This is a genomic window from Natrarchaeobaculum sulfurireducens, from assembly GCF_003430825.1.
Lineage (GTDB): Archaea > Halobacteriota > Halobacteria > Halobacteriales > Natrialbaceae > Natrarchaeobaculum > Natrarchaeobaculum sulfurireducens.
In genome coordinates, this window is sequence record NZ_CP024047.1 from 669,932 (window position 1) to 694,237 (window position 24,306).

Below are 24,306 nucleotides of genomic sequence, written 5' to 3' on the forward strand. Positions count from 1 at the left end.
CACACTCGGTCTGTCCGGCAGAGAGTACCAACTGCACCGAGTTGCACACTGATCGCCGATTCGGCTGGCGAGCAGATGCGCACTGACGTGCGGTGGCCACTATATTCGGTCGCAGCCAGTCGTCCACGATCGACCGTTCACAACCGTCAGGCCCGCTCGATCGGCCGGTATCGAGTCTGGTGGTTTTTATACTCCGCGTTCGCTGGTTTGAGTATGCAGACTCACATCGTCCCGGTCGGTTTCGACTACGACCGACTGATCGCGCCGCTGGTCCGCGATCAGGTCGACGTCGACCGCGTGATTCTCCTCGAGGGGGCCGTCGGGAGCGAGGCGAACGTCGAGTACTCCCGGAACCTCTCGCGAAAACTCGAGACGGACTTTCGGAACCTGCTAGGTGCCGAAACCGACCGGTTCGTCCTCGAAGATGTCTACGACTACGACGAGGCGTTCGAGCAGGCATTCGAACTCATCACGGCCGAACTCGACGACGGAAACGAGGTCTGGGTCAACGTCGCCGCGATGCCCCGAACGGTCAGTTTCGCGTTCGCGACGGCCGCCCACTCGCTGATGGTCGAACGCCAGGACGACCGCGAAGCCATCCACACCTACTACACCGCCCCGGAGAAGTACCTGGAGACCGAACTCGCCGAGGAGCTACGCGAGGGGATCGACCTGCTCGAGGCGTTGATCGACGGGTGGGACGCAACCGAGCCCGTCGAGACGGTCGTAGGCCGCGAGCGGATCGACGACCGACTCGAGAGCGTCCGGGAGTTGCTTGCGGAGTTCGACGAACGTGGAACAACGATCGGCGCGAAAGAGATCGATGGCGGCCACATCGTCGAACTCCCCGTCGCCTCCTTTTCGAACGTCAAACCGTTCGAAGAACTCATCCTCTACAAACTCGGCGAGGACGGCGAGTTCGATTCCGTCTCCGAACTGGCCGAATCGCTCGCCCGAGAGCTAAACGAGGAGTACACCGATAGCTTCCGTTCGAAGGTCATCTACACCGTCGACCGACTGGGACCCGGCGGCAAAGGCTACATCGAACGCGAAGAACACGGCAAGTCCTATCGAACCCGTCTCTCCCGAATCGGCGAACTGTGGGTCAGAGCGCATTCGGACAGCGGCCTCGGCCACTGATCCAGCAGTCAGTTCACTCGAGGCGATCGAGGACCCGTTCTCGGAGGACGAGCAGGCTAGGCAGGACCGTCAGACAGGCGACGAACGCGAAGATGATGCTCAGGCCGGTCACCAGCCCGAATCGCTGCAGCGGTGGGGCAAGCGCGAGAGCAAGCACGCCGAAGCCGGCCGCCGTCGTCGCGGCACTTCCGAGTAAGGCCCCACCGGTCCCCGTGATGGTCGACTCGAGGGCGGCCGTGATCCCGTCCTGTCGTTCCCGCTCGACCACGAACCGCTCGCCGAGGTGGATACTGTAGTCGACGCCCAGCCCGATCGCGAGGCTCGTGATGACGGCCGTTTCGCTATTGAACGGCACGTCGAGCAGCGCCATCGCCCCGAGCAGCCAGGCCAGCGCAGCCACGACGGGCGCGAGCGTCACGAGCCCGAGCGTGAGCGCACGGTGTCGAACCCAGTAAAGCACCGTGAGAAAGCCCGCGATCACGACGAGCGTCACCGCGAACGCCTGAACCAGCGTCTCGAGTAAGGCGTCCTGGACGACGGCAGTCGTGACGGGACCACCGGTTGCGACGGCCGACACCGCCGCCTCGTCGCCGTCAGTCGCCGTCCCGCGCTCGAGCTGGCCGGCGAGTTCGCGGACGTCGTCGGCGACCGACTGAGCGGCGGCATCGCCCCGGACGCTGACGACGAGTCGGGCGGACTCGTACGCCCCCTCGTCCGTGCGTTCGAGGACGGCTGCGGCCGCATCCTCGTCGACCTCGAACAGCAGGTCGTACAGCCCCTCGAGATCCTCGTCGGGGACGCCGTCGCCGGTCGTATCGCGGGCATCGATGCCGTCGGCGACCGTCTCGTTGTCGGCGGCGACGTCCTCGAGGACGGTCAGCGGCCCGTCGACGGCGGCCGTCCCGTCGGAACGGGTGTCGATCGTGCCTTCCGTTGCCGTCACGGCGTCGTCGCCTCGAGCGTCCTCGATCGCAGAGAGCGTGGTCGGATCGGTCACGTCCCCGCGTATCAGAATCTCGGCTTGCGAATCGGGGTCCTGGAAGTTGTCCGCGAGATACTCGGCGTCGTCGCTGATGGTGTAGGTGTCGGGCGCAAGCGGGCCGGGCAGCGACTGCGCCCACTCGGGGGCGTCCTCGGGCAGGAAATCGGCCTCGTTGAACTCGGTGTCGATGCCGGTCGCGCCATAGGCACCGCCGATCGCGAGCAGGAGGGCGACGGCGACGACCGCGAGCGGCGCACGACGGGCCAGCGCGACGCCGCCCCCGAGAGCGCGGTTGATCGGCCCCGGGGTTACGCCGAACGGCGGCTTCGCCCGGTCTCGACCGAAGCGGTTCTCGAGGACGCCGTCGACTTCGACCTTGAGCGCCGGGACGAAGATCCCGAAGGCGACGAACGTCGCGAGGATGCCGCCCGCGCTGAGGAGCGCGAAGTCCTGGATCGCCGGCAACGGGCTGACGACGTTCGAGAGGAAGCCGATCCCCGTCGAGAAGGTGGCCGCGGCGAGCGCCAGCACGACGCCGCCGATGCCCAGGGCCATCCCGGTTCGAACCCCCCGGACGACCGCGCGGTCGGCGTCCGCGGGGTCGCCCCCGTCCGCGCTGGCTCGAGCGGCTGCCGCGTCGTCGCCCGAGACGTCGAGCGTCCCGGCTCTGGCCTCCCGATAGCGCATGACGACGTGGAGAGCGTAGTCGATCGAGAGCCCGATCAGGAGGAAGGGGACGGCGATCAACAGCTGACTCGTCGGGATCTCGAGCCAGCCCAGGAGGCCGGCGAGCCAGGCCATCACGACGCCGATCCCGGCCAGTCCGAGCAGGACGTCGACGACGTCCCGGTAGGTGATCGCGAGGATGCCGAGGACGAACACGAGCGCGACGGGCGTGATAATCGCGAAGCTGTCGCCGACGGCGCTCGCCGACGCCGCGTCGGTGATTCCCTGCCCGAAGACGAAGCCGTCGTCGAACCGTTCCTCGAACAGCGACTCGACCTCGAGCTGGGCGTCGTAAGCCGCCTCCGGCTCGTCGTCCTCGCCGCTATCGTCGACCTGAAAGAGGAAGGTGATCCGGGCCTCGGCCTCGGTCTCGCCCGGGTCGTACTCCGCCGACAGAAATTCGGCCGCGTCGTCGCCGTCCGACGGGCCGGCCCAAACATCCGCGTCGGTCGCGTTCTCGTCGGTTCCGTCGTCGAGGACGTCCGCGAGCAGGTCCTCGAACGCCGCCTCGTCCATGTCCTCGAGCGCCTCGATCTGGTCGTCGAGCGACGGGCCAGCCTCGATCGTCTCCTCGAAGGCCTCCTGTTGTGCCTCGAGGTCCTCGAACGCTTCGCCAAGTTCCTCGAACTCCTCGGCGAGAACGCCCGCGGTGCCCGCCGCGTAAACGCCCTCGAGTGCGTCCTGGAGGTCCTCGTACTCCGGGACCGCCTCGGGGTCGTCGGTGGCTTGCTCGATTCCGAAGCTGGCGGCCTCGAGTTCGCGAACTTCCGTCACGGCGGCTTCATACTCGTCGGTCCCTTCGCCGTCGAGCTCGGCCGCGTCGGCCGTCTCCGCGACGACCGCGTCGACGTCGGCCTCGAGTTCGGCCGCAGCCGTGTCGACCCCGGAATCGTCCTCGAGGTCAGCCACCGCCGCCTCGCTCTCGGGAGTGTCCTCGTCGGTCGTCGCTGCCAGCTCCTCGTACTCGCGTTGGAGGTCACGGACCTCGTCGAGACCGTCCTCGAGCGCCTCGGTTCTGGCCTCGAGTTCGGCCTCACGCTCGCCGAGTTCCTCGCCGCGCTCGGAGAGCGCGTCGACTTCCCCCTGGGAAAACGCGGCAGTGGCGACGACGTTCTCGAGGCCGACGAAGCCGTCGTCGTCGATGGTGGCGTTCACCGACTCGTTCGCATAGACGTCCTGCTGGAAGGCGAGACTCTCGAGCAGCGACTCCCTGGTGAGGACGTTACCGCCCTCCTCGCGGACGACGAGTTGACTGACGACGGCATCGTCCGTCTCGTAGGTCGCCTCGACGTACTCGAGGGCGGCCTGCGCTTCGGAGTCGGTTTCGAATTCGCCGATGCCGGCGTCTTCGGTCTCGTTGACGACGGCACCCGCACCGACGACGGCCGTGAGCACCAACAGCACGACGACGACGAGCTTGCTGTGGGCGACCAGCGCACCGGCGTATCTGTCGGCGAGGTTACCGTCCATCGATACGGGCTCGTGAAGGGCGACACGGTGACAGTGGCTGCTGACTCATTGTGATGCGACACCAACACGACCACGAATAAGGCTTCTCCCAAACGGCGGCGAATGAGAGCGCTCGGGCCGGTTCACCGGCCTACGGCGGTCGACACCAGTGCCCGTGTCCGATTCCGGGGCCGAGTCCGTCGGGGCTCGAGCGGTGGCGGACGCGAAACGCATAACACGATTCCACGGAGTAAATGGATACATGACCGACGCCGTCGTGGCTACGGGCGACCGTGCCGCCGGGCCGTGCGACGCTGGTTCTGTAGGGGCTCCGTAGCCCCGTATTTCCCAACCCCGTTTCGACGGATGTATTGTCACTGACCGAATTTCACCGAGCAACGGCCAGTATCAGCAATGGATTACCGATCACCGCGACACGACCGACCGACGTACCGACGACGCCCCTGCCGGGCGGTGAGAGCATGAGCACGGACGCCGACCAGAAACGCGACGAGGCGGGCCTCGAGGGCGGCTACGACCCCGACGAGGTCGAGTCGCGCTGGCAGGAGGCGTGGGTCGACGAAGAGATCTACGCCTACGAGAGCGATCCAGAACGCGATCCGAACACCGTTTACGCGATCGACACGCCGCCACCGACGGTCTCGGGGAGCCTGCACATGGGTCACCTCTACGGCCACACGCTCCAGGACTTCGCCGCGCGCTTCCAGCGGATGGCAAACGGCGACGTCCTCTTTCCCTTTGGCTACGACGACAACGGAATCGCCTCCGAGCGACTGACCGAGAAAGAACTGGACATCCGCCATCAAGAGTACGAACGCCGGGAGTTCCAGGAACTGTGCCGGGAGGTCTGTTCGGAGTACGAAGCCGAGTTCACCGAGAAGATGCAGGATCTCGGCACCTCGATCGACTGGAACTCGACGTACAAGACGATCGAACCACGCGTTCAACGCATCTCACAGCTCTCCTTTATCGATCTCTACGAGAACGGCCGCGAGTACCGCAAGAAGGCACCGGCGATCTGGTGTCCGGAATGTGAAACCGCCATCTCACAGGTCGAGATGGAAGACGACGAGCGCGGATCGCACTTCAACGACATCGCGTTCGAACTCGTCGGAGACGACGCCCCACGCGAGGAGTTCGTCATCTCGACGACCCGTCCCGAACTCATCCCGGCCTGTGTCTCCGTCTTCGTCCACCCCGACGACGAGGACAATCAGGACCTCGTCGGCGAGACCGCCCGCATCCCGATCTTCGAACACGAGGTGCCGATCATCGAAGACGAGCGCGTCGACATGGAGAAAGGGACCGGGGTCGTCATGTGCTGTACCTTCGGCGACCAGAACGACATCGAGTGGTACCAGGCCCACGACCTGCCGCTGCGCGTCGCCATCGACGAGTCCGCGACGATGACCGACCTCGCTGGCCCGTACGAGGGGCAGTCTACCGAAGAGGCCCGCGAAGCGATCGTCGAAGACCTAGACGACGAAGGATACCTTCGAGATCGCTGGGAAATCACCCACGCCGTCGGCGTCCACGAACGCTGTGACACCCCCGTCGAGTACCGCGTCTCCAAACAGTGGTACGTCGAGGTCTTAGACCACAAGGAGGAGTATCTCGAGGCCGGCCGCGAGATGGAGTGGTACCCCGAGAAGATGTTTACGCGCTACAGACACTGGATCGAAGGCCTCGAGTGGGACTGGCTGATCTCGCGTCAGCGCGACTCGGGCATTCCGTTCCCGGTGTGGTACTGTCGCGACTGTGATCACGAGGTTCTCGCCCGAAAGGCGGATCTGCCGGTCGACCCCCTGAGCGACGACCCACCCGTGGACACCTGCCCCGAGTGTGGCAGCGACGAGTTCGTCCCCGAAGAGGACGTCTTCGACACCTGGGCGACCTCCTCGCTCACCCCGCTGATCAACGCCGGCTGGGACTGGGACGAAGACGATGGGTTCACGATGGACAAGCCGGAACTCTACCCCTTCGATCTCCGGCCGCAGGGCCACGACATCATCTCGTTCTGGCTGTTCCACACCGTCATCAAGTGTTACGAGCACACCGGCGAGGTGCCGTTCGATGCGACGATGATCAACGGCCACGTCTTAGACGAGAACAGAGAGAAGATGTCCAAATCGCGTGGCAACGTCGTCGCCCCCGATCAAGTGCTTGCCGACTACCCCGTCGATGCCGTCCGTTTCTGGGCCGCCAGTGCGGCCGTCGGCGACGACTTCCCGTACCAGGAAAAGGACCTCCGGGCGGGCGAAAAGCTGCTTCGCAAGCTCTGGAACGCCTCGAAGCTCGTCGACACGCTCGCGCCCGCTGTGCCCGAGGAGCCGGACGACCTCGAGCCGATCGACCGCTGGCTGCTCGCCGAACTCGACGCCACTGTCGCGGAACTTACCGACCAACTCGAAGACTACGAGTTCGCAAAGGCCCGCGACCGCCTGCGAACGTTCTTCTGGAACACGTTCTGTGATGACTACTTAGAGATCGCAAAGACCCGCGAGGACAGTCCGTCGACGCAGTACACACTGCGGACGGCCCACCGGACGTTCCTCGAGCTGTGGGCACCGTTTTTACCACACATCACGGAGGAAATCTGGCAGGCCGTCTATGCGACCGACGGTGCGCTGGACCACTCGAGCATCCACACCCGCGAGTGGCCCACGCCGCAGGGCTACGAGGCCGACCTCGAGGCTGGCGAGACGGCGATAGAGGTCATCTCCGCGCTCCGTCGCTACAAGAGCGAACAACAGTTGCCGCTGAACGCCGACCTCGAGGCCGTCTCGGTGTTCGGCCCCGTCGACGGCTTCGAGGACGCCATTCAGAACGTGATGCACGTCCAGGAGCTAACGGTGCTCGAGGACGAACCCGAAATCGAGACGGCAGTCGCCTCGATCGACCTCGAGTACGCGACGCTCGGGCCGAAATTCGGCGCGAAAGTCGGCGAAATCGACGCCGGAATCGACAGCGGTGAGTACGAAATCGACGACGAAGCCAGCGTGCTCAGGGTCGCCGGCGAGGAACTCGAGGACGAGCTGTTCGACGTCGAACTCGAGCGAACCTACTCGGGTGACGGCGAGATGATCGAAACCGAGTCGGCGGTCGTCATCCTCAAAGACGACTGACAATCGTTCGACCGTGACAGGTCGGTCGATTGATTATTCTTCACCCGACAGTCAGGCGGACGAGACGCCACGAACGAGGCGACAGTCACGAACCACATCTCGTGAAAGAAAAGTTATAATTCGATGCGACGAGTTCCGTGCGTGCTCTGCTGAAGTCGTGTGTTGCCGATTCCGTCGCCAGTCGCCGTGTAAGCCGAGTACAGAGCACCATGACGATCACAAGCACGAACGTAGATTCTGCTGGTACCGCCGCCTGTCTCCCCACTGACACCGTCTTCGAGCTGTTACTCGATGAGCGGCGTCGAGACGCGATGGCCGTCCTCTCTCATCGGTCACGAGGGCTGTCACTCGACCACCTCATCGACCTGCTCGTCGCTCGAGCGGGAACGGGAGCGAACCGATGGCCAACGCGAGGAGATCGAACGCTCGTTCCGTCACACCCACTTCAGAAAGCTCGTCGACGCTGGCGTCGTCAGCTACGATTCGGAGACGGACACGATCGACCGCCGACGCGCGGCTCGTACACTCGAGCCCTATCTGGAGCGCGCGGCCCGTGATTCGGTCGACGACTACCTCCCACTCGAGGGTGTTCGTGCGTGGGCTTCGATCTTTTTGACCCGTGTGGCGAGTGCCAGAAAGCACGCGAGGAGCGTGAACGTCACTTCGCCGGCAGCGATGACGCCGAGTGCGTCCGCACCGAGGAACATCGGTTCGTCACGTGAGACTGGGATGGCCGTGTGGTGAGGCTCGCCGACGATGGGGATGAAGTAGTCGACGATCAGGTTGCTGGTGTACCAGACGACCGCGACGGCAACCCCCCAGACGGGAAAGTCGGTGATTCGGTGGAGGACGTACGCCTGGACGACCATCGCGAGGTGGCTCCAGAAGAGGAACTGGTACATCAGCGGATGCAGGTAGCTGTACTGTTCGGAGAAGACGAGCAAGGTGTAGGGCGTCCACAGGCCAAGGATGACGTTTCCGAAGAACGCGAGTGCGGTCAGCCACGGGAGTTCGTAGCCGAGTTTCCAGGCGGCGATCGCGAGCGCGATAAACAGCGTCGCCATCGGACTGTCGGGGACCCACGGCCACATCACTACGGGCGTCCGCGCGAACTGTGCCGAGTAGTACCAGAAGCCAAACGCGGTCCCGACGAGGTTGATCGCGACGATCAGCCAGGCGAACCGAAGGCCGAACGCCTCGAGCGTCTTCGGCAGCGGGGCGAGATACCGCGGGAGCGGATCACGGGCGGGAAGTCCGCTCGAGGATGCCATTACGCCACGAAACGAACGCTGGCATCAAAACGATAGCGATGCTGACCGTTTCGGACTGGCGACGCCGGGATCCGAGTGTCGATGTGCGTTTGCTCGAGGAGGTCATGCCCTCGAACGACGACGCTGACAGGCGTTGACAGGAAAAAAGACGCTCGAAAACGGAGTAGTAAGGTATCAGTCGCCGCCGATCCCATCCGAGTTCGTCGTCGATCTCTGGGTGTCGACGGCTGCCGTTTCGACGGCGACGTCGTCGATCTGGACGTCAGTAGCGGCCAACTCGGCGGACTCGTCGCGCTCGAGTTTGAATCGATCGAGCACGTCGTGGGTATCCTCGACGGTCAGGGTGAGCCCTTCGACCGAGTCGGCGATGCCGTCCATCGCCGCGGACTGCTCTTCGACGCCTGCAGCGATCTGCTGGACGGAGGCGTGGAACTCCTCGCTGAGCGAGGAGGTTTCGTCGGCGATGACGGACACCGCCTGAACGTTCTTGGCTTGAGATTCGACGGTGTGGCTCACCTCTGCTGTACTCGTGCTGGTGTCTTCGATCGCCCGGTCGATTTCCTCGAGTCGCTCGACGACCGACTCGGCCGCATCGGCACCCTCGATGACGTCCTCGCTCATTTCGCCGATGCCGTCGACGACGGCAGTGGTTCGGTTTTGAACGTCCTCGATGATCCGCTCGATCTCGTCGGCGGACTCCTGGGACTCCTCGGCCAGGCTCTTGACCTCGTCTGCGACGACCGCAAAGCCGTTGCCCGTCGCGCCCGCATTTGCCGCCTCGATCGAGGCGTTGAGCGCCAGCAAGTTCGTCTGGTTTGCGATATCCGCGATGACGTCGACGATCTCGTTTACCCGACCCACTTTGGACTCGAGGGCTTCGACGTCGTCGGTGATACGATCGGTCGATTCGACGGCGGTTCGGATCTCACCGACGGCAGCCCGCCCCTCGTCGCGGCCGTCGCGGGCGAGCGATGCCGCCTCGTCGGCGATCGTGTCGATCCCGTCCATCGTCGCCGTGACCTCTTCGATCGACGCCGACAGGTCAGAGACGCTCTCGGTTGCGTCGGTCGCCTTCACCGTCAGCTCGTCGGTCCCCTGGGCCAATCGTTCGCTCGAGGTGCCGATCTGCTGGATCGACGCGGCGACTTCCTCGCTGGTAGCGTGGAGGTCGTCACTGGTTTCGACTAACTGATCTGTGAGGGTTCGAACGGCGGCAATCACTTCCTGAAGGTTCTCGAACGCCGTCTCCAGATCGGCGGCCATTGCCCCGTACTCCTCGTACACGGCCTCGAGTTCGTCGAACTCGGCGTCGGGTTCGGGAATCGTCGGATCGACGGTGAGGTCTCCGGCCGCGAGGGCAGTCAGTGACGCCCGGAAGTCGTCGGCGACCTCGCGTTGATACGCCTCGAGTGCGTCGACCTGCTCGCGTTCACGGACCTCGTCGGTGACGTCGCGGACGAGTTCGAGGCCGCCGACGTACGAGCCGTCCTCGGTATGAAAGGGGACGGCGCTTCGGCGGACGACCCGTTTTTGCCCGTCAACGACGACCTGTTCTTCCGTGTCCCTGATCGCCTCGCCCGTCCGACGAGCCTCGGCGGTTAGCTCGTCGGCGTCGCCATCGAACAGCGACGTGAGCTGGTTCCCGTCGACCGCGTCTCCGTCACACTCGAAAAACACCTCGAGCCGGTCGTTGTGCGCTGATATCGACCCGTCGTCGTCGAGCAGCGCGACCGGCACGTCCATCGCGTCGATGACGTATTCAATCAGTCGTTCTGTCCCTACGCCGTCGATCATCTCGAGCGCATCGATCGACTCGTCGCCGTGACCCCCCGTGGATTCACCAGCGGCCGACCCGGCTTTCGAATCGGAGTCGGTCTTCGTCCCGTCGCCACCCGTTCGGGATAGGTTGAACATCCGTACCGGCAACTAGTTGCTTGACTTCACTATTTATTGTTGTGGCCTTGTATGCATTTCAACATCTGCTCGAGATATATGAACTAGTTTCAAGTTTATCGCCGGACGGATGTCCAGTACCTGTGAGCGGGAAAACACGTGACAGGCACCGCCGATGCTACCCGAGAAGTACGAATGGAGTCGCTACGCAGTCTCTACAGTCGGCGTTGAAAGTCATTGCACTCTCGCTCGCGATTCAGCGGCCAGTACGGCGGATGCTGGCCGCTCGAGTGCGAACGATGAGCAAATCGGTTCAACGACTACTAGAGGCGGTATCGAACCCCGGCTACGTCTCGTCATCTTCCTCAACAGACACGCGTAAGTACGCCCCGTCCTAACGCCCGTCACATGCCTGAAGACACGGATCTCGAGGAGCTACGACGCGGAACCGATCTCGTCAAGCGAGGGTTCGCCCGGATGCAGAAAGGCGGCGTCATCATGGACGTCGTCGACAAGGAGCAAGCCCGCATCGCCGAGGACGCCGGTGCAGTCGCCGTCATGGCGCTCGAGGCCGTGCCAGCGGACATCCGCAAACGCGGCGGCGTCGCCCGGATGGCCGACCCGGCCGACGTCGAAGAGATCGTCAACGAGGTCTCGATCCCGGTGATGGGTAAGTCCCGCATCGGCCACACGAAAGAGGCCCAGATCCTCGAGGCGATCGGCGTCGACATGATCGACGAGAGCGAGGTCCTGACGCCCGCCGACGACGCCTACCACATCGACAAGCGCGACTTTACGGCGCCGTTCGTCTGCGGCGCGCGCAACCTCGGCGAGGCCCTGCGACGGATCGAAGAAGGTGCGGCCATGATCCGCACCAAAGGTGAAGCGGGAACGGGTGACGTCAACCAGGCCGTCCACCACCAGCGAACGATCAAAGGCGAGATCCGCCGCCTCGAGGGAATGAAACACGAAGAGCGCGAGGCGTACGCACGGGAGATCGAAGCACCGGCCGAACTGGTCCACGAGACCGCCGAGATGGGCCGACTTCCCGTCGTCAACTTCGCCGCCGGTGGCATCGCGACGCCCGCCGACGCCGCGCTCATGATGCACCACGAGTGTGACGGGATCTTCGTCGGCAGCGGCATCTTCGGCGCGGAAAACCCCGTCGAGATGGGCGAGGCGATCGTCGAGGCGACGAACAACTGGGACGATCCCGAACGACTCGCCGAGATCTCGAAGAACCTGGGCAAAGGCATGAAAGGCGACGCGAACGTCGACTTGCCTGAAGAGGAAAAACTCCAGGGACGCGGCGTCTGAGACTGGCCACTGCATCGCTCTATAGTATCAACTGCACCGAGTTGCACACTGATCGCCGATCAGTCTGGCGAGCAGGTGTGCACTGACGTACAGCGGTTTCTATAGGGGCCCAGACGAGGTCGAGTAGGGCCATCCGCCCCGACATAAAAGAGAGGATATTACAGCAACCCTCTTTCTCCCCCCTCACTCGAAGTAGCTAGTATGTCTAGCCATTCGACGAGCGACGGTCACCCGGGGCCACCTCGAGGGCGCCGGTACGACCGGACGCCGCTCGTGATCACCTGGGAGGTAACCCAGGCCTGTGCTCTGGCGTGTGACCACTGTCGCGCCGACGCGACGCCGGATCGGGACCCGAACGAACTCACGACCGGGGAAGGCATCGACCTCTTCGAGCAGGTCGCCGACTTCGGCGATCGGCCACCGATGCTCGTCCTCTCCGGAGGCGATCCCCTCGAGCGTCCCGACCTGTTCGAGTTGCTCGAAGGAGCGAGAGACACCGGGCTCGTCCCCTCGGTGACGCCAGCGACGACGCCGTCGCTCGACCGGGAAACGCTCGCAGCCCTCGCTGACGCCGGCGTCGGCCGCGTGGCAGTGAGTCTCGACGGAGCGACCGCAGAGCGCCACGACGCCTTCCGCGGCGAAACAGGTACGTTCGACACCGCACTCGAGGCCGCCAGCGCGGCCAGCGAGCTGGGGCTGTCGATCCAGGTCAACACGACCGTGACCGCGCGAACGGCCGCCGATCTCCCCGAAATCGCCGACCTGGTCGAGGAACTCGGCGCGGTCATGTGGGAGGTGTTCTTTCTGATCCCGGTTGGCCGCGGGGCCGAACTCGAGCAGCTCTCGCCACCGGAGGCCGCGAACGTCGCGGCGTGGCTGGCCGAGCGCTCGCGAGAGGCGCCGTACCGGATCATCACCGTCGAGGCGCCGTTTTTCCGGCGCGTCTCGAACGAACGCCGCCGGGCGCGCGGTGAGGAGCCCGCGACCGTCGGGACGACCGGCGCGGGCAACGGCTTCGTCTTCGTCAGTGCCACCGGCGAGGTCTACCCCTCGGGGTTCATGCCGACGAGCGCCGGCAACGTCCGCGAGGAGTCGCTCGTCTCGATCTACCGCGACTCGCCGCTCATACAACGACTGCGCGACCGGACGGCGTTCGACGGCCCGTGTGGGGCCTGTCCAGCCGCAGAAACCTGCGGCGGGTCACGCTCGAGGGCGTTCGCGGCGACCGGCGAGCCGACGGGGAGCGATCCGCTCTGTCCGTGGGTGGCGACCGACCACGGGTTCGACGCCGACGAGATCGATCCGGACTGGGTGGGCCGGCTGGCGTGACTCGAGGCGGAGAAACGGTTAGCAGTCGACGAGTTCGGATTCCATCGTCTCGTCGACGGTGTCGTCCGTGACCAACACGGCCTGGGTCGACCGATTGCAGTCGATCCACTCGGGGTCGACCGCGACGGCTCCGTCGCTCGAGTCGGCCACGACCTCGACCGTGTAGGCGTCCGGCGCCTCGAGTCGAAACAGTGCGTACGCCGCGGGCGACAGCTCGGCGGTCATTTCGTAGAGCCCCTCGCCAGCGGAATCGAGGACGGTGAGCGTCACGTCGATCGGTGAGGCTGCCAGAATGACGACCTCGTGACTGTCGTCCGAGGACCCGATTCGAACCGCGTCGGCCGCAGTCACGTCGTCTGCGACCTCGAGATCCCACGTCGTCTCGTACAGGTGAACCGAGACGTCGCCGTCGTCGGGATCGTACTCCGTGACGGAGACGCCCCGTTCGCCCGCCGGCTCCAGATCGGCCGGGTCGTCCGTCGACTGAGACGGCACGGCACAGCCGGCAACGCTCACGCTGGCCGACGCCACGAGCGTCGACAGGACGGCACGACGATTCATACGGTCGATCGTTCCGTCGAACACAAGTGTTTTCTGGAGGATGACGTGACTCGAGCGCTGAAACGAGGGACGCACTCGAGTCTCGGCCACGGTGTTCACCCGACGAAAGTGACGACGAACAGAAAGCCGAGATACGCCACCAGCGCGCCAATCACGAACGAGAGAACGATCGATGGAGCGACGAGCGCCCCGACGGCGATACCCACCAGTGAAAAGGCGATGGCGGCGGCCTGGACGAGCGACCGGTCCCAGTAGCGTCGGACGAGGGCACGCTCTCGAGTCGCGACGGCCTCGAACACCAGGGTGCCGACGCCGCCCGCGACGCCAGCGGCTATCGAGAGCGACGCCTCGACGAACACGACGGCGACGACGGCGACAGCCAGGACGATTACGGCGAGTGCCGCGTCGCGACGGGATCCCATCGGTATCTGGCCGCTACGGCTGGGAGTGATAACACGTCGCTCCCTCCCCGACGGTCGTCTGGTAGGCCCGACTCTCGATACCGACGGCGTCGAAGGCGTCGATCATCGCGCCGGCGACGGCGCGCTGGCTCGAGGGATAACAGACCGCGAGGATGCCCGGACCGGCACCGCTGACGGTGACGCCGGTGGCACCGGCCTCGAGGGCGGCCTCGCGGACGCGGTCGTAGCCGTCGATGAGGGCGGTTCGCTCGGGCGTGACGATGGCGTCTTCCATCCCGCGGCCGACGAGTTCCGGATCGTTACGGGTCATCCCGACGGCGAGCGTCGCGGCGTTGCCGACGGTGTCGACGACGTCCGAGAGTGAGGCGCGGTCGGGGACGACCTGGCGTGCGTCTCGCGTCGAGACGGTCGTCTCGGGGAGACAGGCCACGACGGGGATCGAGGCGTCGACCTGGGTAACGACGCCGTCGGCGACGATCGTGAACCCACCCAGAAGTGACGGGGCGACGTTGTCAGCGTGGGCTTCGCCAGAGACGAGCGCCTCGCCTTCGGCGGCGATCGGCACGAGTTCTTCGCGGGAGAGTCCGCGGTCGTACAGTTCGTTGAGCGCAACAGCAGCCCCGGCTGCGCTGGCGGCCGACGAGCCAAGTCCCGAGGAAGGCCGGACACCCTTGTCGATGCAGATTCGGGCGGGGGCGTCTAACGCCTCCGCGACCGCACCGACGGTGTTCTTGGCTGGGTCTTCGGGGATGTACTGGCTGCCGACCCCCGTGACCGAAATTTCCGTCTCCGGGGCGCGTTCGACCCGGACGACGTCGGCCGGCGTCCCGAGAGCGACACCGAAGACGTCGAAGCCGCTCCCGAGGTTCGCGCTCGTCGCCGGGGCCCGAACGGTAAGCATGAAGATTGCTTGCTACAGTGCAGCCAAAAAGGTAGCGAACGACGACGGCGCGACAGCGAACCGGATCCGCCCACACTCGACACCACTTCTGACGTGACAGCGGATGACCACCGGCTGGTCTCCGGCGTTACTCGTCGACCGAGTCCTCGCCGAACGTAAAGCTGGTCCCAGCGGTCTCGTCGTCCTCGACCTGTTCGTTGTCTTTGACCTGTTCGTTGTCTTTGACCTGTTCGTCGTCGGCAGGCGCACTCTCGTCGCCTTCGAGGTCGTCGGCTCCCTCGAGCGGATCGACAAACTCGTCGGTCCCGTCGTCGACGGCTGTCGGCTCGGCGAGCGGGTCCGCGGCGGCCCCAGCGTCGTCCGAATCAGCCGCCTCCTCTACGAGCGGGTCGACGGGATCGGGCGCCAGCGGATCGACTGACTCGTCGGTTTCGGCCGCCGACCCCTCATTGGCCACCTCCGCTGCCCACGTCGATTCGGCTGCGTCATAATCGGCCGCGGACGGCTCGGTCGCGAGTGGGTCCGTCCCGAGTGAGTCACTCGGCCCGTCTTCCGACCCGGAGTCGCCGGACTCGAACGTGATTCCGCCTTCGGACGGCGACTCGGCTGGGTCGGCGGGCTCGCCCATCTCGAGCGGGTCGGTTGGATCGGCGGGCTCGTCTGCCTCGAGGTCGGTCGACACGGACTCGAGGTCGGTCGAGACTTCGACCGACTCCCGCACCGATGTTCCATCCACGTCAGTCTCGAACCGATCGAGGCCGTCGGAAAGCTGGGTCGATTGCGACGAGAGATCCGACGCCGCCTTGGTGACTTGCGTCAGCGCGCTCGTCTGTTCTTCGGCTGCTGCGGCGACGTTCTCGGCTTCCGAAGTGGTCTCTTCGGAGACCGTCGACGCATCGTCGACCATCGCGACGACCTCCTGGGTTGAGGCCGCCTGTTCTTCCGTCGCAGCCGAGATCTCCTGGACGCCGACGTTCGTCTTGTGTGCGAGGTCGGTGATCTCCTCGAGCGCCTCGACGGCCTCCTGGACTCGATCGCCCGCGTCGTCGATGTCCGCGCTCGTACCCTCGACCTCGCCGGTCGACTGTTCGGTCCGTTCACGGATCGCCTCGAGACGGTGTTCGGCCTCGTCGGCCGCGTTCGCGACGTCCTCGGAGAGCGCTTTGACCTCCTGGGCGACGACCGCAAACCCTTCCTCGTCGTCACCGCTGGCCGATCGGGAGGCCTCGATGTTGGCGTTCAGTGCGAGCATATTCGTCTGGCGGGCGATCTCGGAGATCGTCGCGATCAGTTCGTCGATCTGCTGGACTTCCGATTCGAGACGGCGCATCTCGGCGACCGCGTCTTCGGCTTCGCTCCCGACCCGCTCCATCGCTTTAATCGCCTCCTGGGCGGCCTCCTGGCCTTCCTTTCCGGTGTCGACCGTCCGTGAAGCGATATCTGCGACCTCGTTCGAGGAGGCCGCGATCTCTTCGGTGGTCGTCGAGAGGCCGCTCATCTCCTGGTTGACCGACTGCAGCGACTGGTTCTGATGTTCCGCGCCGTCGGAAATCTCCTGAATCGACTCGGTCACCTGTTCGGAGGCCGACTGGACCTCCTCGCTCGAGGCGGTCACCTGCTCCGAGGCGGTCGCGACGTCGGTCGCGAACGAGTTCAGCTCCGCGACCGTCCGTTCGATCTCCTCGAGCATGGCGTTGAACTCGGCGGCGATCGCGTCCATCGCCTCGTTCTCGCCGTCGGCGTCCATCCGGGCGGTCAGGTCACCGTCGGCAGCGGCCTCCATCACGTCGCTGTACTCGTCGGCCGTCCGTTCGAGCTGGTCGTTGATCTCCGCGATACGCTCGCGTTCGCGTTCGGCCTCCTCACGGGCGGCTTCTGCTTCTTCGATCTGTTGGCGGAGGGCAACGCGCATCGAGTCGAAGCCGTCGTACAGTCGCCCGATGTTGTCGATCCGGTTGGTCTCGAGGTCGACCTCGAGATTCCCCTCCTCCATTTCGCCGGCTTTGTGGGTGAGTCGGTCGATCGAGACTGCCGTGTTGCGCCCGAGGACGGCCCCGATGAGGCCGATCAGGACGACCCCGGCGGCCGTGGCGTAGTGCCCCCACTCGTTGACGGTGTGGACGAACCCGAACGCCTGGCTCTCGGGTTCGTGTGTCAGCACGACCCAGTCGGTGCCGTAGACGCGCGCAGCGCTCACGACGTACTCCTCCGAGGGGAACTCGTAGGTATCGAGGACGCTCGCGGTTCCGGCCGACAGTTGTTGGGTCGTTGCTCCCTCGGTTCGGGCGGCAGCGACGATCGGCGTGTCGTCGTACTCGAGGCCGAGCGTCTCGTACTCGTCGAGGTAGCCGGCGTTGTCGAGGACGATCTCGTCGTCGCCGTCGACGACGACCGTCGTCACGTCCCCGGCCGCCTCGAGGTCGTGTGCCTCGAGTTCGGCCGTGTAAACGATCGCTCGGTCTTCGGCGTCGGGAACGGTCTGGACGTAAGTGATCACGGCGGCCTCTTCGCCGAGTTCACCCTCTGTGACGTACGGAGACGATGTCCAGGGAACGTCCGCTGTCGCCTCGTCGTACGCCGCTTCGTCGACACCGTCGAGATCGCCGAGCGTTCCGTCGCGGAGGGCGGCGTCGGTACTCGAGAGCACCGTTTCGCCCTCGAGATCGACGTAACTGATCGTGAACGTATCGTCGGCAAGGTGCTCTTCCCACTCGAGCAGTCGATCCTCAACGACCGCTGGGTCGTCGCTCGCGACGGCATCAGAGTGGGCCATGACGCTGATGGTCCGTTCGTTCTGTTCGGTCCACATCTGCAGTCCCTGTGCTTCCTGGCTGGCGAACGCCGTCTGGTCGTTCTCGACACGATCTTCGACCCCACTCGTGAGTTCGGCCGTCGCGACGAAGCCGATCAAACCGACCGACAGACCGAGTATCAAGAGCGCGATTCCGAACTTGACCGCGTACCTGCGTCTGATCGCTGCCGGTACCAGTCGTCGGGCGATGTCCATGGATACCGAACGGTAATGGTGTCAACACATAAATTGTAATCCGCGATTATCAATGCCGATAATTACAGCGAACAACCTGTCGGATGCAGGTGAACGTCCACGGCGCGGCAGGAAACGGCTGCAACCGAAATCAGGACCGGGACGTCGATCGACAGCGGTCGTGTTAGCTTTCCACAATTATTAAGCAGATCAAATACCGAGAGATACAACCATGACTAAAGCTACGCGGGGAACGAACGGCTCGGATGCTTCGAGTTCGTCCGGCTCGAGCCGGGGGTGCGCTCGAGGCCGTCGACGGTTCTTGCAGGCGACAGCGGTTACCGGGGGCCTCTCGCTCGCTGGCTGTGTCGACACGTACAACACGGTCCGCGACGACGTCGTTGGCTCGACCGACGAACCGGACGAGGACGTCGTGACCATCGGGCTGCTCGCACCGGACCCGGAGAGCGACTTCGTCGGCCAGTCTATGGTTCGGTCGGCGGAGATCGCCGTCGCCGACCTCGAAGACGACGGTGGGATCGACGGCAAAGCCGTCGAGTTGGTCGTCGGCAACACCGCCGCCAACCCACTCGAGGCTCGTCGTGAGTACCAGCGACTCGTTCTCGAGGAGGGGGCTGACGTGACGGTCGGAATCTTCGACAGCCCCTCGCTCGTCAACGTTATGGACGACATCGCCGAACAGGAAACGATCCACCTGACGGCGGGGGCGGCGACTGCTGACGCCAGTCGACTCGTCGTCGATGACTACGACCGGTACAAGTACCACTTCCGCGTTGGTCCGCCAAACGACTACGACCTGGGCCAGGTCCAGATGGACTTTCTCGAGGACATCGCCCCCGAGGTCGGCTGGGACTCGATCGCGTTGTTGGCCGAAGACTACGACTGGACGGCTGGCCCGTGGTCGGTCTATCAGGAACAGCTGGGCGATACCGGTGTCGACGTCGTCCTCGAGGAGCAGTATCCCCCGGCGGTTGACGACTTCTCGTCACTGTACGACGAGGTCGTCGAGGCAGATGCCGACGTCGTCCTCGCGACGATGGCACACACGGGAACCGACGCGGTACTCGACTGGGCCCATCCCAACCGGCCGGCCGACACCCCAGAGCCGTACCCGTTCGCGTTCGGCGGGATCCACGTCCCAATGCAGCTACCGACCTACTACGACCAGACCGACGGCGCCTGTCGCTACGGCTTTGGCCAGATCAGCGCGACGGCCGAAAGCGAGATCGGCGCACTCACCGACGAGTTCGTCACCGCCTACGAGAGTGCCCACGGCGACACGCCGGTTTACAACGGCTATCACACCTACGACGGAATCAGGCTGTTCGCCCAGGCGGTCGAGCAGGCAGGAACCCTCGAGTCGGATACGCTGGTCGAGACGCTCGAGGAAGCGTCGCTCGACGGTACGGTTGGCACGGTCGAGTTCTACGATCGGGATCACGAGTTCGCTCACGACTTCGTCTATCACGAGAACGAGATGCTGTACTTCCAGTGGCAAGAACGCGACGGTGAGGGCGTCCAAGAGATCGTCTGGCCGGACGAACACGCGACAGCTGAGTTCGTCTCTCCGGAGTGGATCTGAACCAGGTTCGATGCCGGCGGACGGCTGAGACAGCCCGCTATCCGCACGACCGCCGCATCCTTGCCAGACTCGTTAGTCGTCTGTGCCCGTCTCGACGCGTTTTCCCGCACCGACGAACCGATCGAGACCGACGGCCAGCACCGCCGAAAGAACTGTGCCGACGACCGCGAAGCTCGCGATCACGAGGAAGAACGTCGCCGTCGAGAATCCCCCGAGAACGTAGCCCCCAATGGCAATGCTCGCCGCCCCGAGGCCGAACTCGCCGAGGTAGGTGTAGCCGTAGGAAAGTCCGCGCGTGTCCGCGGGCGTGTAAACGGCGACGGCGTCCTGGTAGAACGGCTGGATGGCAAAGAGGAAAAAGCCGAAGACACCACAGAGGACGACGATCGCACCCAGTCCCATTTCCGTGACAGGGACGAACGCGACGGCAAGGGCCGCAAGGACGACGAACAGCCCCGCAAGGCCGTGGGCGGGCTCGAGACGGTTGGTCAGCTTTCCGCCGACGTACTGGCCAGCCATTCCGACGACGAGCAGCCCGACGTAGATGTAGTCGGCCGGCTCGATCCCCTCGAGGCCGTCGGGGAGGACGAGTGCGTCCATTGCGGGTAGCCCGTGAAGGATCTCGGGGAGATAGGTGAGCATCCCGCGGTAGTACAGTCCCTCGAAAGTGACGATGACGAAGATGAGGCCGAACGCGCCCGCGAACAGTGCACGGGAGTTCGTGACCAGTTCGGAGAGCGAGAGCGCCTCGGACGGGCCGGCGTCGACGTCGTCTTCGACCGCCGCCGTGGGATCGAACTCGGCGGTGATACCGTACGCGAACGCGAAAAGCCCAGGAACGGCGAGGATCGCGGCGACGAGCTGCCACTCGAGGAAGATCAACAGCGTCGCGGCGACGAACGGGCCGAGCGCGATACCGACGTTGCCGGCGATGCCGTGCCAGGCGAAGACGGTGCCGCGGTCCTCGACACCGGTGCTGATCAGTGCGAGTCCGGCGGGGTGGTAGATGCTCGCGGCGACACCCCAGAGGACGAGGGCAAACGCGAGCGTGACGATCGAGTCGCTGACCGCGAGGACGAGGAAGGCACCGCTCATTCCGGCAAGACAGGCCAAAACGAGCCGTTTCGGTCCGTAGCGGTCCGCGAGGATGCCGGCAGGGAGCGCACCGAGGCCGAAGGGAGCGTAGCCGAGTGCGACGACGAGGCCGAGCAACGCGACGCCGACGTCGAACTCGGCGAGCCAGACGACCAGAAAGATCGGGATCGAGGTCTCGAACCAGTGGACGAGGCCGTGGCCCGCCATCGTGAAGCCAGCGATCGATCGATCGTTCGAATCCATGTCGGTCTTCTCGTTGGAACGGCGACGGCGCGTATACTTAGCCCCACTGGTACAACGAGCGCGACCACACACGACGAGTCGATCACCCGAGGACTATAGTAGCCACTGCACGTCAGTGCGCACCTGCTCGCCAGTCGGATTGGCGATCAGTGTGCAACTCGGTGCAGTTGTTACTAGGGGCCGTCCGAAGCCCTGTGAGTGGGGACGGGAACTCGGAAGAACCAGATGGTTGAGGGACGATAGCATCAACCACGTTAATGAAACCCATTGCCGAACCTTGAAATCTACAGAACTGACGTGCAAGGAGGTAACGCCGTGAAACGTTGGTCGACTTTCCTCGGTATCGAACGACGTACGTTTCGACGTTTCAGCTCGAGGGAGCGGATAGACGAGATAGCAACCGACTTTAACCCGGATTACGAACCATCCGGATATGACTCAGTACGTTATCATCGGGGACGGGATCTCGGGCAGTTCAGCTGCTGAGACACTCCGGGAAGAGGACCCGGACGCCGACATCACCGTCATCACCGATGAGGGGGAGCCTTTGTACAACCGCATTCTGATCAAAGAACACGCGAAAGGCAAGCTTCCCGAAGCGCCGATCTCGATCCACGACGAGGAGTGGTACGACGATCGCGACATCGACCTCTCGCTCAACACCCACGTCACGACGGTCGACACCGACGAGAAGGTCGTCCGGATTTACGACGGCGAGGACATCGCGTACGACAAGCTCCTCGTCGCGACGGGCGGAACCCCGACCCAGCTGCCGGTCGAGAACAGCGACGCCGACGGTATCCACCACTTCTGGACGTTCCAGGACGCCCGCCGGATCCGCGAGAGCGCCGAGAACTCCGAGCAGGCAGTCATCGTTGGAGCCGGCTTGCTCGGAATCGACTTCGCCGCCATCTGTGGCGCTCAGGACGTCGAGGGCACGTACCTGATGCGCGGCGACCGCTGGTGGCGCTACGCGCTGACGAGCGAAGGTGCGGAGATTATGCACCAGGCGATGCGCGACGTCGGCGTCGAGCCAGTCTTCGACAGCGGTGTCGATCGGTTCGAGGTCGACGACGATGGCTACGTGACGGGCGCCGTCGATCCGAACGGCGATCACTATGCATGTGACTGGGCCGGCGTCGCCATCGGCCTGACGTTCAACACCGAATTCCTCCAGGACACCGACGTCGAACAGAACAACGGCGTCGTCGTCGACGAGTTCATGCAGACGAACGTCGAGGACGTCTACGCGGCCGGCGACATCACCCGCTTCTACGACGTACTGCTCGGTGAGCAGGCCCAGAACGGCTCCTGGGGCTCGGCAAAAGAGCAGGGCCGGGTCGCTGCCGTCAACATGGCCGCCGACGACGAGACGGAGGAGTTCAAGTGGGTCTCTTCGTACTCGATCACGCACTTCGACTTCCCCTTCCTCTCGTTTGGCCACCCGACGATCGGCGACGAACACGCCGAGCGCAAGTATTCGGACACCGAGTGGCGTCGCATCGCCTTCAAAGACGGCAAGATCGTCGGCGGTGTCCTGATCGGCGATCTCTCCCCACAGAGCAAGTTCAAACAGCTCATGCGCGAACAGCGCGTCGTCGCCGACCAGACAGAGGTCCTCCTAGAGCAGTCCGTCGACCTGGACGACCTCGCGCCCGCACAGGAGCAGTAGCCTTCCCTCGAGTTCAGTCGAATCGGTCGTCACCGTCCGGCCGCCGCTTTTATCGACGATTGTGAGTCAACTCCCGCCTCGAGCCAGCTCGCCGCATCCGTCGGTCCCGACCGACGCCGCCTTGCAGCGTCATGCTACCATACGACATAATTGGCGACGGTAGGTTGGGGGAGCTTTGGAATGAGTACGAAAACGCCAAACGAGGCCGATATCCTGCGGCCGATACTGCAGACGACGTCGAAGTATTACGCGCTGGTCGCCGTTGCTGGCCTGGCCTTTGCCATCTTCCTGGTTGGCTGGCTGTACCAACTCCACGAGGGACTCGTCGTGACTGGACTCTCCGACTGGGGTACCGGTGGCGGTGTCACCTGGGGGATGTACATCGGGGCGTTCATCTGGTGGGTCGGCATCGCTCACGGCGGAATCATCCTTTCGGCGGCGGTTCGCCTGCTCGGGATGGACCGATATATGCCGGTCGCCCGGCTCGCAGAGCTGTTGACGATCGCCGGACTCTCCGCGGCTGGCTTTTTCATCATCGTCCATATGGGCCGGCCGGACCGGATGGTCACGAGCGTCATCGGCCACTACAACATCACGGTTCACAACTCACCGCTGGTGTGGGACGTAACCGTCATCACGGCGTACTTCGTCCTGACGGCGACCTACCTCGGACTCACACTTCGATACGACGTTTCACGGCTGCGCGACCAGCTGCCCGATCACTTCGGTCCGATCTACACGATGGTGACCATCGGCTACACCGAGCGCGAGGACGAGGTCGTCCAGCGGATGGTCTGGTGGCTCGCGCTCGCGATCATCATTATGGCACCGCTGTTGCTCCACGGCGGCGTGATCCCGTGGCTGTTCGCCGTCCTGCCGACGTATCCACGGTGGTTCGGCTCGGTGCAGGGGCCACAGTTTCTCACGATCGCGCTCACGTCGGCGATCAGTGGCGTCATCGTCCTCTCGTATGCCTTCCGGCGAGCGTACAACTGGGCACACATCATCACTGACGACGTCTTCCGCGGGCTAACGCTGTGGCTCGGCTTTTTCGCGCTGTTGTTTCTCTGGCTCCAGCTCCAGCAGATCACGACGGGGACGTTCTTCCCGCCCGTCGAACTGGAAATCGCCTGGCTCGCGACCATCGAACATCCAATCTACATCGTCTCGATGACTCTGGTCGCGCTCGTGTTGGCGTACATCTTCGCCCAGACGATCCGACCCGCGCTGTTCACGAAAAAACGCGCCGTCCTCAGCGGCCTGGCGGTCCTCACCGCGACGCTGCTGGAGAAAGTGCTGTTCGTCATCGAGGGCTTTCTGCACCCGTCCTTCGAGATCTACTACTCGACGCCGGGGATATACGTGCCGAGTCTGATCGAACTCTCTTCGATTCTCGGGACGATCGGCATGGTGACGCTGTTTTTCCTCGGCGTGGCCAAGGTGTTCCCCGTGGTTGAACTGCACGCGATCGAGCACCTCCGTGGACACGGCGACGACTACGAGGAGCCGGAAACGCACGACTAGGGGTGCAGGTCTCGTTCGCTCTCTGTTCCGTATCAGATGGGGACCG

15 protein-coding genes and 1 pseudogene are annotated in these 24,306 nt (G+C 64.4%); 8 read left to right on the forward strand and 8 right to left on the reverse strand.

The window, feature by feature from the left end:
* Positions 1-213 precede the first annotated feature (213 nt).
* On the forward strand, positions 214-1,140 hold the full coding sequence (locus AArc1_RS04520) for an HFX_2341 family transcriptional regulator (protein ID WP_117363248.1): 927 nt from the start codon (positions 214-216) through the stop codon (positions 1,138-1,140).
* Positions 1,141-1,153: 13 nt separating this feature from the next.
* Here the strand turns inward: AArc1_RS04520 and AArc1_RS04525 are convergent, their stop codons facing one another.
* Complete coding sequence (locus tag AArc1_RS04525; protein ID WP_117363249.1) at positions 1,154-4,318, reverse strand: efflux RND transporter permease subunit; 3,165 nt, start codon at positions 4,316-4,318, stop codon at positions 1,154-1,156.
* Between the two features lie 350 nt (positions 4,319-4,668).
* Here AArc1_RS04525 and AArc1_RS04530 point away from each other — a divergent pair, with 350 nt between their 5' ends.
* Together AArc1_RS04530 and AArc1_RS19755 are read left to right on the forward strand one after the other, a co-directional pair.
* Positions 4,669-7,443: a valine--tRNA ligase gene (locus tag AArc1_RS04530; RefSeq protein WP_117363250.1), complete on the forward strand. Its 2,775-nt coding sequence runs from the start codon at positions 4,669-4,671 to the stop codon at positions 7,441-7,443.
* Between the two features lie 291 nt (positions 7,444-7,734).
* Positions 7,735-7,890, forward strand: a pseudogene (locus AArc1_RS19755) (hypothetical protein); the annotation flags it as partial.
* 122 nt (positions 7,891-8,012) lie between these two features.
* Here AArc1_RS19755 and AArc1_RS04540 read toward each other — a convergent pair.
* Together AArc1_RS04540 and AArc1_RS04545 are read right to left on the reverse strand one after the other, a co-directional pair.
* On the reverse strand, positions 8,013-8,714 hold the full coding sequence (locus tag AArc1_RS04540) for a DUF1405 domain-containing protein (protein WP_117363252.1): 702 nt from the start codon (positions 8,712-8,714) through the stop codon (positions 8,013-8,015).
* A 174-nt stretch (positions 8,715-8,888) separates the two neighbouring features.
* Entirely contained in the window at positions 8,889-10,628 is a 1,740-nt protein-coding gene (locus AArc1_RS04545) for a methyl-accepting chemotaxis protein (protein WP_117363253.1), read from the reverse strand.
* A 387-nt stretch (positions 10,629-11,015) separates the two neighbouring features.
* Between AArc1_RS04545 and pdxS the strand changes: the two genes are divergently transcribed.
* Together pdxS and AArc1_RS04555 are read left to right on the forward strand one after the other, a co-directional pair.
* Positions 11,016-11,924: a pyridoxal 5'-phosphate synthase lyase subunit PdxS gene (gene pdxS / locus AArc1_RS04550; RefSeq protein ID WP_117363254.1), complete on the forward strand. Its 909-nt coding sequence runs from the start codon at positions 11,016-11,018 to the stop codon at positions 11,922-11,924.
* Between the two features lie 201 nt (positions 11,925-12,125).
* Positions 12,126-13,253: a radical SAM protein gene (locus AArc1_RS04555; RefSeq protein WP_186336647.1), complete on the forward strand. Its 1,128-nt coding sequence runs from the start codon at positions 12,126-12,128 to the stop codon at positions 13,251-13,253.
* Between the two features lie 18 nt (positions 13,254-13,271).
* On the opposite strand, the gene AArc1_RS04560 is transcribed toward AArc1_RS04555, so the two are convergent.
* The 4 genes from AArc1_RS04560 to AArc1_RS04575 all read right to left on the reverse strand — a co-directional run bounded on the left by AArc1_RS04560 (position 13,272) and on the right by AArc1_RS04575 (position 18,144).
* Positions 13,272-13,814 (reverse strand): hypothetical protein, encoded by a 543-nt coding sequence (locus tag AArc1_RS04560; RefSeq protein ID WP_133412290.1) that lies wholly within the window; start codon positions 13,812-13,814, stop codon positions 13,272-13,274.
* 95 nt (positions 13,815-13,909) lie between these two features.
* A complete protein-coding gene (locus tag AArc1_RS04565; protein WP_117363257.1) occupies positions 13,910-14,236 on the reverse strand; it encodes a hypothetical protein in 327 nt (108 codons plus the stop codon).
* A 13-nt stretch (positions 14,237-14,249) separates the two neighbouring features.
* The gene (locus AArc1_RS04570; protein ID WP_117363258.1) at positions 14,250-15,137 is read right to left on the reverse strand and encodes a homoserine kinase; all 888 of its coding nucleotides are present in this window, start codon (positions 15,135-15,137) and stop codon (positions 14,250-14,252) included.
* A gap of 127 nt (positions 15,138-15,264) precedes the next feature.
* Positions 15,265-18,144 (reverse strand): methyl-accepting chemotaxis protein, encoded by a 2,880-nt coding sequence (locus AArc1_RS04575; protein ID WP_117363259.1) that lies wholly within the window; start codon positions 18,142-18,144, stop codon positions 15,265-15,267.
* Positions 18,145-18,355: 211 nt separating this feature from the next.
* On the opposite strand from AArc1_RS04575, the gene AArc1_RS04580 reads away from it, so the two are divergent.
* Positions 18,356-19,726: an ABC transporter substrate-binding protein gene (locus AArc1_RS04580; protein ID WP_117363260.1), complete on the forward strand. Its 1,371-nt coding sequence runs from the start codon at positions 18,356-18,358 to the stop codon at positions 19,724-19,726.
* 72 nt (positions 19,727-19,798) lie between these two features.
* On the opposite strand, the gene AArc1_RS04585 is transcribed toward AArc1_RS04580, so the two are convergent.
* Positions 19,799-21,064 carry an MFS transporter gene (locus AArc1_RS04585; protein ID WP_117363261.1) on the reverse strand — a complete coding sequence of 422 codons (1,266 nt, stop codon included), beginning with the start codon at positions 21,062-21,064 and terminating at the stop codon, positions 19,799-19,801.
* 433 nt (positions 21,065-21,497) lie between these two features.
* Between AArc1_RS04585 and AArc1_RS04590 the strand changes: the two genes are divergently transcribed.
* Entirely contained in the window at positions 21,498-22,736 is a 1,239-nt protein-coding gene (locus AArc1_RS04590) for an NAD(P)/FAD-dependent oxidoreductase (RefSeq protein ID WP_117363262.1), read from the forward strand.
* Between the two features lie 180 nt (positions 22,737-22,916).
* Positions 22,917-24,260, forward strand: coding sequence for an NrfD/PsrC family molybdoenzyme membrane anchor subunit (gene nrfD, locus AArc1_RS04595; protein ID WP_117363263.1), 1,344 nt, complete (start codon positions 22,917-22,919; stop codon positions 24,258-24,260).
* Positions 24,261-24,306 lie beyond the last annotated feature (46 nt).

What these genes read in the sequence shown, in the direction of transcription:
- AArc1_RS04575 (WP_117363259.1), bottom strand. Translation starts at nt 18,144, where the DNA reads ATGGACATCGCCCGACGACTGGTACCGGCAGCGATCAGACGCAGGTAC.
- nrfD (WP_117363263.1), top strand. Translation starts at nt 22,917, where the DNA reads ATGAGTACGAAAACGCCAAACGAGGCCGATATCCTGCGGCCGATACTG.
- AArc1_RS04585 (WP_117363261.1), bottom strand. Translation starts at nt 21,064, where the DNA reads ATGGATTCGAACGATCGATCGATCGCTGGCTTCACGATGGCGGGCCAC.
- AArc1_RS04560 (WP_133412290.1), bottom strand. Translation starts at nt 13,814, where the DNA reads ATGAATCGTCGTGCCGTCCTGTCGACGCTCGTGGCGTCGGCCAGCGTG.
- AArc1_RS04580 (WP_117363260.1), top strand. Translation starts at nt 18,356, where the DNA reads ATGACTAAAGCTACGCGGGGAACGAACGGCTCGGATGCTTCGAGTTCG.
- AArc1_RS04545 (WP_117363253.1), bottom strand. Translation starts at nt 10,628, where the DNA reads ATGTTCAACCTATCCCGAACGGGTGGCGACGGGACGAAGACCGACTCC.
- pdxS (WP_117363254.1), top strand. Translation starts at nt 11,016, where the DNA reads ATGCCTGAAGACACGGATCTCGAGGAGCTACGACGCGGAACCGATCTC.
- AArc1_RS04565 (WP_117363257.1), bottom strand. Translation starts at nt 14,236, where the DNA reads ATGGGATCCCGTCGCGACGCGGCACTCGCCGTAATCGTCCTGGCTGTC.
- AArc1_RS04525 (WP_117363249.1), bottom strand. Translation starts at nt 4,318, where the DNA reads ATGGACGGTAACCTCGCCGACAGATACGCCGGTGCGCTGGTCGCCCAC.
- AArc1_RS04590 (WP_117363262.1), top strand. Translation starts at nt 21,498, where the DNA reads ATGACTCAGTACGTTATCATCGGGGACGGGATCTCGGGCAGTTCAGCT.
- AArc1_RS04555 (WP_186336647.1), top strand. Translation starts at nt 12,126, where the DNA reads ATGTCTAGCCATTCGACGAGCGACGGTCACCCGGGGCCACCTCGAGGG.
- AArc1_RS04540 (WP_117363252.1), bottom strand. Translation starts at nt 8,714, where the DNA reads ATGGCATCCTCGAGCGGACTTCCCGCCCGTGATCCGCTCCCGCGGTAT.
- AArc1_RS04570 (WP_117363258.1), bottom strand. Translation starts at nt 15,137, where the DNA reads ATGCTTACCGTTCGGGCCCCGGCGACGAGCGCGAACCTCGGGAGCGGC.
- AArc1_RS04520 (WP_117363248.1), top strand. Translation starts at nt 214, where the DNA reads ATGCAGACTCACATCGTCCCGGTCGGTTTCGACTACGACCGACTGATC.